The organism is Streptomyces sp. NPDC003034 (genome assembly GCF_053591375.1).
On record NZ_JBSFTS010000012.1, the window covers coordinates 65,923 to 79,558 of the forward strand.

The window sequence follows — 13,636 nt, forward strand, 5'->3', positions numbered from 1 at the left end:
CGCGCATCCGGTTTACGCGGTCGGGGCGCCGCCTGCCCCGCCGCCCGCGCAGTGCCGGCCGGCGGCTCACAGCCCGGCGAACCGGGCGCCCACATCCCGCAGCCGGGCGTGGAGTTCCGCGAAGACCGCCGCCGCCCGGTCGCCCGGCCAGTCCGCCGGGAGCAGCTCGCGCGGCAGGCCCGGGTCGGCGTACGGGAGGCGGCGCCAGGTGTCCAGGGCGAGGAGGTAGCCGCGATAGGCCTCCTGCGGCGTCGGCGCCGGGCCTGACTGGAGGGCGCGCAGGACGGGTTCGTGCAGGTCGAGGAATTCCTCGTGCTGCTTGGCCAGCGCCGCCAGGTCCCACCAGCGGGCCAGCGCCTCGGCGGTCGGGGCGAAACCGAGGTGGGCGCCGCGGAACAGCTCCACGTACGCGGTCAGGTGCAGGCGCTCCAGCGTGTGCGCGGTCTCCTCGTACAGCCGGGCCGGGGCGATCCACACCCCCGGCGCGACCGCGCCGAAACCGAGCCGGGCCAGGCGGGAGCGCAGCAGGTGCCGCTTGTGCCGCTCCTGTTCCGGGACGGAGAACACCGCCACCAGCCACGCGCCGGCGGGGGCGCGGGCCCCGTAGATCCGCCGGTCGCCGTCCTCCAGCAGCTGCCGTGCCTCCTCGGAGAGCTCGTACGCCGCCGCGCCGCCCGCGGCCCGCGCGGGCAGCAGGAAGCCGCGCTGCTTCAGCCGGGACACCGAAGAGCGGACGGCGGGGGCGTCCACACCGGCCGCGCCCAGCAGGCGGATCAGCGCGGACACCGGGACGGGACCCTCGAAGGCCCGTCCGTAGGCGCCGTAGAAGGTGACGATCAGGGATCGCGGAGTGTGCTGCTCGACCACGGGTTCACTGTAGGACCTGTCCGGCCGGTCCGGCCGGGCTCGCGTGCCCTGGTGCCCCGCTCACTGATCCGGCCTCACCGGCCGGACAGGACCTCCATCGCGCAGCCGGAAGCGTTGCAGTTTGCCCGTCGCGGTGCGGGGCAGCGAGGGCAGGAAGACGAAGGCGCGGGGGCACTTGTGCGGGGCCAGCTCGGCCCGCATGAAGGCCCGCAGGCCTTCCTCCGTCAGCGTCACCCCCGGACGGGCGACGGTGTACGCCACCACGATCTGCCCGCGCCGCTCGTCCGGGCGGCCCACCACCGCCGCCTCCGCCACGTCCGGATGGCGCAGCAGGGCCTCCTCGACCTCCGGACCGGCGATGTTGTACCCCGCCGAGACGATCATGTCGTCGGCGCGGGCGACGTAGCGGAAGTAGCCCTCGCGGTCGCGTACGTAGGTGTCACCGGTCAGGTTCCAGCCGCCCCGTACGTACTCCGCCTGCCGCGGATCGGCCAGATAGCGGCATCCCACCGGGCCGCGCACGGCCAGCAGCCCCGGCTGGTCGTCGGCCACCGGCCGGCCCGACCGGTCCACCACGCGGGCCTGCCAGCCGGGGACCACCCGGCCGGTCGTACCGGGCCGGATGTCCTCGTCGGCGGCGGAGATGAAGATGTGCAGCAGCTCGGTGGCCCCGATGCCGTTGATGATCCGCAGACCGGTGCGCTCGTACCAGGCCCGCCAGGTCGCGGCCGGCAGGTTCTCGCCCGCCGAGACGCAGCGGCGCAGCGCGGAGAGGTCGTAGGCGCCCACGTCGTACGGCCCCAGGTCGTCCAGCATCACCCGGTAGGCGGTGGGCGCGGTGAACAGGACGGTCACCCGGTGCTCGGCGAGGGCGGGCAGCAGCCGGCGCGGTCCCGCCTCCTCCAGCAGCAGCGCGCACGCCCCCGCCCGCAGCGGGAAGACGACCAGCCCGCCCAGCCCGAAGGTGAAACCGAGCGGCGGGCTGCCCGCGAAGACGTCGTCGGGGCGGGGCCGCAGGACGTGGCGCGAGAAGGTGTCGGCGACGGCCAGGAGGTCGCGGTGGAAGTGCATGCAGCCTTTGGGTCGCCCGGTGGTCCCGGAGGTGAAGGCGATGAGCGCGACATCGTCGGCCGAGGTCGCGACGGCGGTGTAGGCGGCCGCGGGCCGGGTCTCGGCGAGCCGCAGCAGATCGTCCGGGGCCTCACCCCCGTACGCGGTGATCCGCAGCCCCGGCACCTCGGCCTTCACGAGGTCGTCCAGCACGCTCACATGGCACAGGGCGTGCCCCACCCGGGCCATCGAGCAGACCGTGGCCAGCTCCTGCGCCCGCTGCTGGGCCAGTACGGTGACGGCAACCGCGCCCGCCTTCATGACCGCGAGCCAGCAGGCCGCGAGCCAGGGGCCGGTGGGGCCGCGCAGGAGCACCCGGTTGCCGGGGACGACGCCGAGATCGGCGGTGAGCACATAAGCGAGGCGGTCTACGCGGTCGCGCAGCTCGCCGTACGTCCACACCTCCCCGCCGCCGCGGAAGGCGGGGCGGTCGGGTCCGAAGCGGGCGATGGTGGCGTCGAGCAGCTCGGCCCCGCAGTTCAGGCGGTCCGGATAGGCCAGTCCGGGCAACTCGAAGAGGAGCTCCGGCCAGGCCTCGGCGGGCGGCAGATGGTCGCGGGCGAAGGTGTCGACATGAGCGGAAGGCTTGAGGTCCAAGGCGTCGCCCCCTGGCGGCAGTCCGGCGGGGGTGCTCCCAGCGGAAGCTGGGGGCGGGTGGATCCGGCCGGGCGCTCACTCCCGGTGCCACTGGGAGGTGCCCCCGTACGAGCGTATCGTGACGGTGACGGCAGTCAACAGGACGCGATAGATGCGGGGACATCGGATGACCGGATTCGCGCTCGGGGCGGACCAGGAGGAATGGTGCGGGCAGTTGCGCGCACTGTCGGAGCAGCGGCTGAGGCCGCTCGCCGAGAAGGGGGAGCCGGGCCGGGTCAACCGGCCGCTCCTGGCCGAACTGGGGGAGCTGGGCCTGCTGGAGCGGGTGTTCACCTCGGGCGCGCTGGAACTGTGCCTGCTGCGCGAATCCCTCGCCTACGGATGCACGGAGGCCGAGACGGCGCTGGCCCTGCAAGGGCTGGGGGCGTACCCGGTGCTGAGGGCGGGGAGCGCGGCGCAGCGGGAACGCTGGCTGCCGCGGGTGCGCGCGGGGCGGGCCGTGGCCGCCTTCGCGCTGAGCGAGCCGGGAGCGGGCTCGGACGCGGCGGCGCTGGCACTGGCGGCCGACCCGGACCCCGACCGGGATTCCGGTGGCGGCTGGCGGCTCAGTGGGGAGAAGCGCTGGATCTCCAACGCCCCGAAGGCCGATTTCTACACCGTCTTCGCCCGGACGGGTGAGGGGCCGGGCGCCAAAGGGGTATCGGCCTTCCTGGTCCCCGCGGACCGCCCCGGACTGACGGGCGAGCCACTGGACATGCTCTCCCCGCACCCCATCGGCGCACTCGCCTTCGACGGCGTCCCCGTAGGCCCCCAGGACCTGTTGGGCGAGCCCGGACGCGGCTTCAGCGTCGCGATGGACACCCTGAACCTCTTCCGGCCGAGCGTCGGCGCCTTCGCGGTGGGCATGGCCCGGGCCGCGCTGGACGCGACCGTGGCCCACACGGCGGGCCGGACCGCCTTCGGCGGCGTGCTGGGCGACCTCCAGGCCGTGGCCCACCGGGTGGCGGAGATGGCCACCCGCACCGAGGCCGCGCGGCTGCTGGTGTACGCGGCCGCCGGGGCCTACGACCGGGGCTCCCCGGACGTCCCCCGGCGGGCGGCCATGGCGAAGCTCCTCGCCACCGAGACGGCCCAGTACGTGGTGGACCACGCGGTCCAACTGCACGGCGCCGTCGCCCTCCAGCGGGGTCACCTGCTGGAACACCTCTACCGGGAGGTGCGGGCACCCAGGATCTACGAGGGGGCGAGCGAGGTGCAGCGCACGATCATCGCGAAGGAGCTGTACCGGGAGGTGGCCGCGCGATGAGCCTCGACCGGATCAACCCGGCGGAGCTGTCACCGGCGACCGGCTTCTCGCACGCGGTCACCGCCACCGGCTCCAGACTGGTGTTCCTGGCCGGCCAGACCGCGCTGGACGCCGCCGGGAAGGTGGTGGGGGAGAGCCTTCCGGAGCAGTTCGAGCAGGCACTGACCAACCTGCTGGCGGCCCTTGCGGCGGCGGGCGGTGCTCCCGGGGACCTGGCCCGGGTCACCGTGTACGCGGTGGACGTGGCGTCGTACCGGACGCATGCCGCGGAACTGGGGCGGGTGTGGCGGCGGTTGGCGGGGCGGGACTATCCGGCGATGGCCGTCATCGGGGTGGTCCGCCTGTGGGACGACCGGGCGCTGGTCGAACTGGACGGGGTCGCGGTGCTGGCGTAGGGGTGGCGGGCAGGCCGCTGCGCGGAGCTGCCCGCCCCGCCCCTTCCCGAACTGGGGCTCCGCCCCAGACCCCGCGCCTCAAACGCCGGCGGGGTTGGGGGTTCGCCTCAAGCGCCGGCGGGGCTGGGGGCTGGCCGACGGGTCAAGCGTCGGTGGAGTCCAGGAGCCGGGACATCCAGGACTCGATGGCCGGCACCGTGCGGGGGAGTGCGCTCGACATCAGGCGGGCGCCGTTCGCCGTGATGACCAGGTCGTCCTCGATGCGGACGCCGATCCCCCGCAGTTCCGCCGGCAAGGTCTCGTCGTCCGGCTGGAGGTACAGGCCCGGTTCGACCGTCAGGACCTGGCCCTCCTCCAGGACCCCGTCGAGATACGTCTCCGCCCGGGCCTTCGCGCAGTCGTGGAGGTCCAGCCCGAGCATGTGCCCGCTGCTGCACAGGGTGTAGCGCCGGTGCAGGTCGCCCTCCGCGTGCTTGAGGACGCCCCATTCGGCCAGACCCTCGGCGATCACCCGCATGGCGGCCCGGTGGAAGTCCAGGAAGCTCGCGCCCGGGCGCAGCGCCGCGATGCCGGCCTCCTGCGCGGCGAGGACCAGTTCGTAGACCTGGCGCTGGACGGGGGAGAAGCGGCCGGACAGCGGGAGGGTGCGGGTGATGTCCGCCGTGTAGAGGGTGTCCGTCTCCACGCCGGCGTCCAGGAGCAGGAGTTCGTCGCCGTTCAGCCGGCCGTCGTCGCGGATCCAGTGCAGGACGCACGCGTGGGCGCCGGACGCGGCGATCGTCTCGTATCCGGTGCCGTTGCCCTCCGCCCGTGCGCGCGTCCCGAAGACCCCCTCGATCCACCGCTCGCCGCGCGGGTGCGCCAGGGCCCGCGGGAGTGACCGTACGACGTCCTCGAAGCCCGCCGTCGTGTGGTCCACCGCCAGCTGGAGCTGTCCGACCTCCCAGACGTCCTTCACGAGGCGCAACTCCGACAGGGAGGCGGCCAGTTCGGCGTCGGACGCGGCGTCGCGGCCGGTGGGCGTGCCCAGCCGGTCCAGGTGCGCGCAGCGGAGGCCGGTGAGGCGCTCCGCCTCCGCCAGGTCCGGCCTGCGGCCCACCCAGAACTCCCCGTGGCGGCGGTCCCGGTAGAACTCCTCGTTGCCGTCCGCGCGGGGAGAGCGCGGGCGCAGGTACAGCACCGCCTCGTGGGCGTGCGGGCCCGAGGGCTCCATGACGAGTACGTGACCCACCTGGTCCTCGCCGGTCAGGCCCGTCAGCCAGACGTACGCGCTGTGCGGGCGGAAGCGGTGGTCGCAGTCGTTGGAGCGGACCTTGAGCTCCCCCGCGGGGATGATCAGCCGCTCGCCCGGGAAGCGCGCCGAGAGCCGGGCGCGGCGGGCGGGGGTCATCGCGTAGGCCGGCGTGCGGGTGGAGTCGGGCAGGGGCGAGGCCGCCCAGTTCTCCGCCATGAAACGGGACAACTCCGGGGACACCGGCAAATCATGGCTGCCGGTGTGCAGCCGGGAGGGGGTGTCGGTCACGAGAACTCCCTGAAGGAGGGACGAACTGATGGGTGCACAGGTCTTGTCAGTGCAATTTCACATTACTATGTTACAGCTCACACCGGGGCGCATTGATGCCCGACAGACGCCGCGTGACGCAGAGCAGTTCATCAGCGGTCATGCGCAACACCGTTCACGCGCAGGGCAGTTCACGTGATCGCCGCACGCACCATCTCCCCCACCTCCCTTCATGATCAGGAGTCCTTGGTGTCCCAGCACAGAGCTGTGCGTACGTCCCTCCTCTCCGCCGCCGTCGCCGTCACCCTCCTCGCCACCGCTGGACAGGCCGTCACGCAGGCCGCGGACGCGGGCCCGCTCGCCGCCGCGGCGGCCGGTCCCACGGCCGGCACCTTCAGGTCCGGGGCCCCGGGCCCGAATCCGTTCGACGCGGTCGACCGCCTCGCCGCCCCCAGGGACAACACCCCGGCCCCCGCCCCGGCGCCCGGCGGGAAGGCATCCTCGGGGGAGGTCTCCGGACCGGCCACGCCCGCCGCGGCCCCGGCCGAGAGCAGCGAGAAGAGCCGCCGGGCGGCCCAGGCCGCGCCCACCGCGCGCAGTGTCGCGGGCGGCGTCCCCTGCACCCTCGACGGGATCACGAACCTCACCCCGGAGCAGTTCGCCGACTTCCTCGCCGACGAGGCCGTACTCGCCGACGGCTGCCTGCGCGGCCTCATCTGGACCTGGGACGCACGCCTGACCCCCGTCATGTCCGACGCCCACGTGCAGGCCGTCTCGCGCCGGATAACCGGCCTGGCCGCCACCCACGACGGCCGCAACTCCTCCCACCTGGAGGAGATGTTCACCTATCTGCACGCGGTCGCCTACCACGACCATTCGCGCTCGGAGATCGACGTCACCGACGCCCCGACCGTCAACGCCATGCGCCAGGCCGTCGACGCCTTCGCCGCCGCGGCCCGCACCTTCGACGTCACCCGCAGCAATGCCAACACCCTGCGCGAGGCCCTCTACGCCGCCAGCGCCCCGGGTCTGCGCCAGCACCAACTGGGGCTCATCAAGAAGGTCCTGGCCACCATGGACCCGGCCCAACCGGCGACCCACCTCGACCCGGCCTGGGCGGGCGCCGCCCTGGCCGCCCTCTCCGTGAACTACCTGGGCGTCTACCCGGGCAACCAGGACGCCGCCTTCCACGCGGCGGTGGCCGCCGACGCCTCCTACCGGTCCGCCTTCAAGGCCTTCGCCGGCTACACCCACCTCAAGGGCACCGCCAACTCCTGGGTGGCGCGCGACGCGCTCGGCGAGTACGGCCGCTTCGGTCAGGTGGCGGGCCTGCGCGACCCGGTCGTCGCGGACCTCGGCGCCCTGCTGGAGCCCGTCAAGTCCGCCTTCGGCACCGGCAGCCAGCAGTGGGCCAAGCTCGTCTCGTGGCTCAACTACTACGAGGCCTGCAAGCCGTACGGGGTGTGCAAGGAGGACATCGAGAAGCAGATCTTCCCCCACACCTACACCTACGACAACGGCGCCATCAAGGTCCGCACGGGCCTCGACCGGGCCACGGTCGACCAGCTCTACTACGCGAGCAAGCAGGTCAAAGCGCAGTTCCACCGCGTGCTCGGCACCGACCAGCCGCTCGCAGGCGACCCCAACTCCACGCTCAACATCGTGCTCTACGGCTCCCGCGCCGACTACGAGAACTACCACCCGATCCTGACCGGTTACGACACGAACAACGGCGGCATCTACATCGAGCGGGGCGCCACCTTCTACACCTACCAGCGCCGCGTGCCCCAGGACTCCTCCCTCACCCTTGAGGAGCTCTTCCGCCACGAGTACACGCACTACCTCAACGGCCGCTACGCCGTGCCCGGCTTCTTCGGCGAAGGCCCCTGGTACGAGGGCGACCGTACGACGGCGATGGACGAGGGCACGGCCGAGTTCTTCGACGGCGCCACCCGCGACAACGGCATCGCCGTCCGCAAGTCCCTGGTCAGGAGCATCATCAACGACACGGCCGGCGGCGGCCCGCGCATGAGCGTGGAGCAGGTGCTGAACGCCACCTACGAGGGGGACGGCTTCCGCTTCTACAGCTACGCGGGCACCTTCTTCGAGTTCCTGTGGACCGAGAAGCCCTCGGCGCTGCGCGAGATGTACAGCCACCTGCGGGCCGGCGACGTGGCGGCGTACGACGCCTGGCGCCACCGGATGGGCGCGGACACCTACCTCCAGCGCGCTTACGACCGCTTCCTGGACGCGCAGATCGCCAAGGTGGACGAGCTCTTCGTACCGAACACCACCTACACGCCCAACGACCGGCTGCGGGACACGGCGCTCGCGTCGGTGAAGTCCTCCTTCGCGGCGGCCACCTACAACACCCCCGACTGCGTGGAGAACGGCGACCCCGGCAAGCGGCGCTTCACCTGTACCGGCAGGATCACCGCGAACCTGAAGAACTGGCGCAGCGACGACCAGAACTTCAAGGACATGTCGGAGACGGTCGACTACTTCATCCTCGACCGGGCGGGGGCTGCCTCCAACAACCTCGCCGACATGAACTGCTCCTTCGGGCCGCTGGAGATCTGGGCCAACAAGGCGTCCGCCACCTCCGGTTACAGCTGCGAGGGCCCCCTGCGCAGCTGATCCGTCCCCGGCCGGTCCCGTACCCCGGTCCCGTCGGCTGCGCTCGTCCGGTCCCGTCCCCGCCCCGTCCGGTCCCGGCCCCCTCCGGGAGGACGGGACCGGTCTGGGCAGCCCCTGAAGAATGTGACATCTTACTGCCGTGCTCAAGAGACACTCCCTGGACGCCGTCATCATCGGCGCCGGTGTCGTCGGAGCGGCGTGCGCGTACTACGCGGCCCGCGCCGGACTCTCCGTGGCCGTGGTCGACCGCGGACCCGTCGCGGGCGGCACGACCGGCGCCGGAGAAGGCAACCTGCTCGTCTCCGACAAAGAGGCGGGTCCGGAGCTCGACCTCGCCCTGCTGTCGGCGCGGCTGTGGCGCGAACTGTCCGCCGTGCTGCCGCAGGAGATCGAGTACGAGGCCAAGGGCGGGCTCGTCGTCGCCCCGGACGAGGCCGCGATCGAGGCGCTGCGGCGCTTCGCCGAAGGCCAGCGCACCGCCGGGGTCGACGCCGTCGAGGTGGGCGGCGGCGGCCTGCGCGAGCTGGAACCCCATCTGGCGCCCGGCCTGGCGGGAGGCTTCCACTACCCGCAGGACGCCCAGGTCCAGCCGGCGCAGGCGGCGGCCCGGCTGCTGGCCGCGTCGGGCGCCCGGGTGTACCTCGGCGAGGAGGTCACGGGCTTCGTACGCTCCGGCGAGACGGTACGGGGCGTCCGCACCCGGCAGCGCGAACTCCTCGCCCCGGCGGTGGTGAACGCGGCCGGCACCTGGGGCGGCCGCATCGCGGACCTCGCCGGGGTCACCCTGCCCGTCCTCCCGCGCCGCGGCTTCGTCCTGGTGACCGAGCCGCTGCCCCGGCTGGTGCGGCACAAGGTCTACGCCGCCGACTACATCGCGGACGTCGCCAGCGGCTCGGCGGCGCTGCAGTCCTCGGCGGTGGTCGAGGGCACCCCCTCGGGCCCGGTCCTCATCGGGGCCACCCGCGAACGGGTCGGCTTCGACCGGAGCCTCTCCACGCAGGCCCTGCGCCGCCTCGCCGCCCAGGCGGCCGCCCTCTTCCCCGTCCTCGCCGACGTCCGGGTGCTGCGCACCTACCACGGCTTTCGCCCCTACCTGCCCGACCACCTCCCCGCGATCGGCCCGGACCCCCGCCGGCCCGGACTGCTGCACGCCTGCGGCCACGAGGGCGCGGGCATCGGCCTGGCCCCGGCCACGGGCCTGCTCATCGCCGCCGTCCTCACCGGAGCCGACCCGGCGCTGGACCTCAAGCCGCTGCGGCCGGACCGCTTTTCTGCGGAGCCCGCCGCCGCACACGAGGAGCGCGGGGACGGGCCCTGTGAAGGGCCGGGTGCAGAGCGCGGTAGACATCCGGATGGCGGGCCCCGTGCCCGCCCCGCCGACACCCCCGAGGAGACTCGTTGACCACGCCCCGCTCTCTGGTCGGCGGCGCCCCGGCAGCCGCCTTCCCGATCGCGTTCGACGGCAGGGAACTGCCCGCGCAGACGGGCCAGAGCATCGCCGCCGTCCTGTGGAGCGCCGGGATCCTCGCCTGGCGGACCACCCGCGAAGGCGGCTCCCCGCGCGGGGCCTTCTGCGGGATCGGCAGCTGCTACGACTGCCTCGTCACCGTCAACGGCCGCCCCAACCAGCGCGCCTGCCTGCTCCCGGCCCAACCGGGCGACGCCGTCACCACCCAGGAGGGAACCGGCCATGGTGGCCTCGCAGTCTGACCCCGCCCCGGCGCCCGAATCTGCCCCGCCGTCTGACTCCGCCCCGGCGCCTGACCCCGCCCCGCCGTCTGACTCCGCCCCGGCGTCCGGGCCCGGCAGTCGCCCCGGCCCCACCGGCCCCACCGACCTCGCCGTCGTCGGCGCCGGCCCCGCCGGTCTCGCCGCAGCCGTCACCGCGGCCGGGCTCGGCCTGCGGGTCACCGTGCTCGACGCGGGCGAACGCCCCGGCGGACAGTACTACCGCCACCCCGCGCCCGGCCTCGGCGCCGCCCGGCCCGAGGCACTGCACCACGACTGGGCCGCCTTCGCCTCCCGCGAAGCCGCCCTGCGCGCCCACGCGTCGGCGGGCCGGATCACCTACCTGCCGGGCCACCACGTCTGGACGGTGGTCCCGCACGGCGCGGCGGCCCGGTGGATCCTGCACGCCGTCGCCGGTCACGGACACCAGGAGCGCGCCGTGAGCGTCGCGGCCCGGGCCGTGCTGCTCGCCACCGGCGCCTACGAGCGGCAACTGCCCTTCCCCGGCTGGACCCTGCCCGGCGTGGTCGGGGCGGGCGGGGCGCAGGCCATGCTCAAGAGCGGGCTCGTGCTGCCGGGCAGGCGGGTGGTCGTCGCCGGGAGCGGCCCGCTGCTGCTGGCCGTGGCCGGTTCCCTCGCCGCCGCCGGAGCCACCGTGCCCGCCGTGGTGGAGGGGGCCGCGTACACCGCGTACGCCGGCCGGCTCCCCGCCCTGCTGCGCAACCCCGGCAAACTCACCGAGGCCGCCCGGTACGGGGGCGCCCTGCTGCGCCACCACGTCCGGCTGCTCACCCGGCACGCCGTCACCGAGGCCCACGGAACCGACCGGGTCGAGGCCGTCACCGTAGCCCGCCTCGACCGCCACTGGCGGCCGTTGCCGGGCACGGCCCGCCGGATCCCCTGTGACGCGCTCGCCGTCGGGCACGGGCTCGTACCCCAGCTGGAGCTGGCGACCGGCCTCGGTTGCGCCACCCGCCGCGGTCCCGACGGCACGATCGCCCTGGAGCTGGACGCCGGGCAGCGCACCTCCGTCCCCGGGATCTGGTCCGCCGGGGAGACCGGCGGCATCGGCGGCGCCGGACTGGCCCTCGTCGAAGGGGAGATCGCCGCTCACGCGCTGGCCGGCCGGCCCGTCCCCGCCGGGCTCGCCCGCCGCCGTGCGCGGTTGCGCGCCTTCGCCGCGGCGATGGCCGCAGCGCACCGACCGGGCTCCGGCTGGACCGGCTGGCTGCGGGACGACACCCTCGTCTGCCGCTGTGAGGAGGTCGAGGCCGGCCGGGTCCGCGAGGCCGCGCGGGAGCTCGGCGCGCGGGACGCCCGCACCGTCAAACTCCAGACCCGGGCCGGGATGGGCTGGTGCCAGGGCCGGATGTGCGGCCCGGCCGTCGCCGCGCTCGCGGGGCAGGAGCCGTCACCCGACCGCCGGCCGCTTTCCTGCCCGGTCCCGCTGCGGCACCTCGCCGAACTGCCGCCCGGCGAAGGCTGATCGGGTGGTGGCCGGCCCCTTGTGGTCGTCGCACCCCTCTGTAAAATGTCACACACCACATTAGGGAGCCCTCATGACCCACGCGCCCGACCCCGCGCCCCGCACCCGCCCCTGGCACGGCATCATGGTCGCCACCGCACTGCCCCTGCGCGAGGACCTCAGCGTCGACTACGACGCCTACGCCGAACACGTCGCCTGGCTCATCGAGAACGGCTGCGACGGGGTGGTCCCCAACGGCTCCCTCGGCGAGTACCAGACCCTCACCGACGAGGAGCGGGCCCGCGTCGTCCGTACCGCCGTCGAGGCCGCCGGCGACGGCGACCGCGTCATGCCCGGCGTCGCCGCCTACGGCAGCGCCGAGGCCCGCCGCTGGGCCGACCAGGCCGCCGAAGCCGGCGCCGGCTCCGTCCTGCTCCTGCCCCCCAACGCCTACCGCGCCGACGAGACGGCCGTACGCGCCCACTACGCCGAAGTGGCCCGCGCCGGCCTGCCCGTCGTCGCGTACAACAACCCCGTCGACACCAAGGTCGACCTCACCCCCGCCCTGCTCGCGCGCCTGCACGCCGACGCCGCCATCGTCGCGGTCAAGGAATTCAGCGGCGACGTGCGCCGCGCCTACGAGATGGCCGAACTCGCCCCCGGCCTCGACCTGCTCATCGGCGCCGACGACGTCCTCCTCGAACTGGCCACCGCCGGCGCGGTCGGCTGGATCGCCGGCTACCCCAACGCACTGCCCCGGTCCTGCGCCACGCTCTACCGGGCGGCCCGCGCCGGGGACCTCGCCACCGCCCTGCCGCTGTACAAGTCCCTGCACCCGCTGCTGCGCTGGGACTCCAAGACGGAGTTCGTCCAGGCCATCAAACTCTCCATGGACGTGGCCGGCCGCCCCGGCGGCGCCACCCGCCCGCCGCGCTTCCCGCTGACCGGGGAGACCGAGGCCGCCGTCCGGTCCGCCACCGAGAAGGCCCTCGCCGAGGGCCTCAACTGACCCGCTGGGGGACCCATGCGCACGCGCCACATCTACCACGCCGTGGACTCGCACACCGAGGGCATGCCCACCCGGGTGATCACCGGGGGAGTCGGGGTGGTCCCCGGCGCCACCATGGCCGAGAAGCGGCTGCACTTCATCGAGCACTCCGACCACGTCCGGACCCTGCTGATGTACGAGCCGCGCGGCCACTCGGCGATGAGCGGCGCCATCCTGCAACCGCCCACCCGGCCCGACGCGGACTTCGGCGTCCTCTACATCGAGGTGTCGGGCCTGCTGCCGATGTGCGGGCACGGCACCATCGGGGTCGCCACGGTCCTGGTCGAGACCGGCATGGTGTCCGTCGTCGAGCCGGTCACCACCGTCCGGCTGGACACCCCGGCCGGGCTGGTCTGCGTCGACGTCCGGGTCGAGGACGGCGCGGCCACCGCCGTCACCCTCACCAACGTCCCCTCCTTCTGCGCCGGCCTCGACCTCAAGGCCGACGTCCCCGGCCTCGGCACGGTCACCTACGACCTCGCCTACGGCGGCAACTTCTACGCCTTCGTGGAACTCGACGCCCTCGGCCTCCCCTTCGACCGGGCCCGCAAGGACGACCTCCTCGCCGCCGGTCTCGCCGTCATGGACGCCGTCAACGCCGGCGGCGACCGGCCCGTCCACCCGGAGGAGCCCTCCATCGCCGGGGTCAAGCACGTCTACCTCGCCGCCCCCGGCTCCGACGCCCGCCGCTCGCGCCACGCCATGGCCATCCACCCCGGCTGGTTCGACCGCTCGCCCTGCGGTACGGGGACCAGCGCCCGCATGGCCCAGCTGCACGCCCGCGGCCTCCTGGACATCGGCGCGGACTTCGCCAACGAGTCCTTCATCGGCACCGAGTTCACCGGCCGGCTCATCGCGCGGACCACCGTCGGCGGGCTGCCGGCCGTCGTCCCCACCGTCACCGGGCGGGCCTGGATCACCGGCACCGCCCAGTACTTCCTCGACCCGGCCGACCCCTTCCCCGGAGGGTTCCTCCTGTGAC

Annotated in this window: 11 protein-coding genes; 8 read left to right on the top strand and 3 right to left on the bottom strand. The window is 74.1% G+C overall.

The annotated features are described in order from the left end of the window. Nucleotides 1–66 precede the first annotated feature (66 nt). Entirely contained in the window at nt 67–867 is an 801-nt protein-coding gene (locus ACWDX7_RS14990) for a PaaX family transcriptional regulator (RefSeq protein ID WP_451489808.1), read from the bottom strand. A 60-nt stretch (nt 868–927) separates the two neighbouring features. Then, the gene (locus tag ACWDX7_RS14995; protein ID WP_451489807.1) at nt 928–2,574 is read right to left on the bottom strand and encodes an AMP-binding protein; all 1,647 of its coding nucleotides are present in this window, start codon (nt 2,572–2,574) and stop codon (nt 928–930) included. A 166-nt stretch (nt 2,575–2,740) separates the two neighbouring features. Between ACWDX7_RS14995 and ACWDX7_RS15000 the strand changes: the two genes are divergently transcribed. Both ACWDX7_RS15000 and ACWDX7_RS15005 read left to right on the top strand, forming a co-directional pair. Beyond that, nucleotides 2,741–3,880, top strand: coding sequence for an acyl-CoA dehydrogenase family protein (locus ACWDX7_RS15000; RefSeq protein WP_451489806.1), 1,140 nt, complete (start codon nt 2,741–2,743; stop codon nt 3,878–3,880). Then, the gene (locus ACWDX7_RS15005; protein ID WP_451489805.1) at nt 3,877–4,275 is read left to right on the top strand and encodes a RidA family protein; all 399 of its coding nucleotides are present in this window, start codon (nt 3,877–3,879) and stop codon (nt 4,273–4,275) included. The genes ACWDX7_RS15000 and ACWDX7_RS15005 overlap by 4 nt, the downstream gene beginning before the upstream one ends. 142 nt (nt 4,276–4,417) lie before the next feature. Here ACWDX7_RS15005 and ACWDX7_RS15010 read toward each other — a convergent pair whose 3' ends face one another. Continuing rightward, the gene (locus ACWDX7_RS15010; RefSeq protein WP_451489804.1) at nt 4,418–5,797 is read right to left on the bottom strand and encodes an aminopeptidase P family protein; all 1,380 of its coding nucleotides are present in this window, start codon (nt 5,795–5,797) and stop codon (nt 4,418–4,420) included. Nucleotides 5,798–6,025: 228 nt separating this feature from the next. Here ACWDX7_RS15010 and ACWDX7_RS15015 point away from each other — a divergent pair, with 228 nt between their 5' ends. The 6 genes from ACWDX7_RS15015 to ACWDX7_RS15040 all read left to right on the top strand — a co-directional run bounded on the left by ACWDX7_RS15015 (nt 6,026) and on the right by ACWDX7_RS15040 (nt 13,635). Then, nucleotides 6,026–8,413 (top strand): collagenase, encoded by a 2,388-nt coding sequence (locus tag ACWDX7_RS15015; protein ID WP_451489803.1) that lies wholly within the window; start codon nt 6,026–6,028, stop codon nt 8,411–8,413. A gap of 139 nt (nt 8,414–8,552) precedes the next feature. After that, nucleotides 8,553–9,815 (top strand): NAD(P)/FAD-dependent oxidoreductase, encoded by a 1,263-nt coding sequence (locus ACWDX7_RS15020; protein WP_451489802.1) that lies wholly within the window; start codon nt 8,553–8,555, stop codon nt 9,813–9,815. Further along, nucleotides 9,812–10,123 carry a (2Fe-2S)-binding protein gene (locus ACWDX7_RS15025; RefSeq protein WP_451489801.1) on the top strand — a complete coding sequence of 104 codons (312 nt, stop codon included), beginning with the start codon at nt 9,812–9,814 and terminating at the stop codon, nt 10,121–10,123. Before ACWDX7_RS15020 ends, ACWDX7_RS15025 begins: the two co-directional genes overlap by 4 nt. Further along, a complete protein-coding gene (locus tag ACWDX7_RS15030; protein ID WP_451489800.1) occupies nt 10,104–11,627 on the top strand; it encodes an FAD/NAD(P)-dependent oxidoreductase in 1,524 nt (507 codons plus the stop codon). Before ACWDX7_RS15025 ends, ACWDX7_RS15030 begins: the two co-directional genes overlap by 20 nt. Nucleotides 11,628–11,700: 73 nt before the next feature. Further along, nucleotides 11,701–12,615, top strand: a complete 915-nt coding sequence (locus tag ACWDX7_RS15035) for a dihydrodipicolinate synthase family protein (protein WP_451489799.1) — start codon at nt 11,701–11,703, stop codon at nt 12,613–12,615. Nucleotides 12,616–12,630: 15 nt separating this feature from the next. Continuing rightward, nucleotides 12,631–13,635, top strand: a complete 1,005-nt coding sequence (locus tag ACWDX7_RS15040; protein WP_451489798.1) for a proline racemase family protein — start codon at nt 12,631–12,633, stop codon at nt 13,633–13,635. The last annotated feature ends 1 nt before the right edge of the window (nt 13,636 follow it).

Coding starts and splice junctions, on each gene's coding strand:
- ACWDX7_RS15000 (WP_451489806.1), top strand. CDS start 2,741: ATGACCGGATTCGCGCTCGGGGCGGACCAGGAGGAATGGTGCGGGCAG.
- ACWDX7_RS15005 (WP_451489805.1), top strand. CDS start 3,877: ATGAGCCTCGACCGGATCAACCCGGCGGAGCTGTCACCGGCGACCGGC.
- ACWDX7_RS15030 (WP_451489800.1), top strand. CDS start 10,104: ATGGTGGCCTCGCAGTCTGACCCCGCCCCGGCGCCCGAATCTGCCCCG.
- ACWDX7_RS15035 (WP_451489799.1), top strand. CDS start 11,701: ATGACCCACGCGCCCGACCCCGCGCCCCGCACCCGCCCCTGGCACGGC.
- ACWDX7_RS15040 (WP_451489798.1), top strand. CDS start 12,631: ATGCGCACGCGCCACATCTACCACGCCGTGGACTCGCACACCGAGGGC.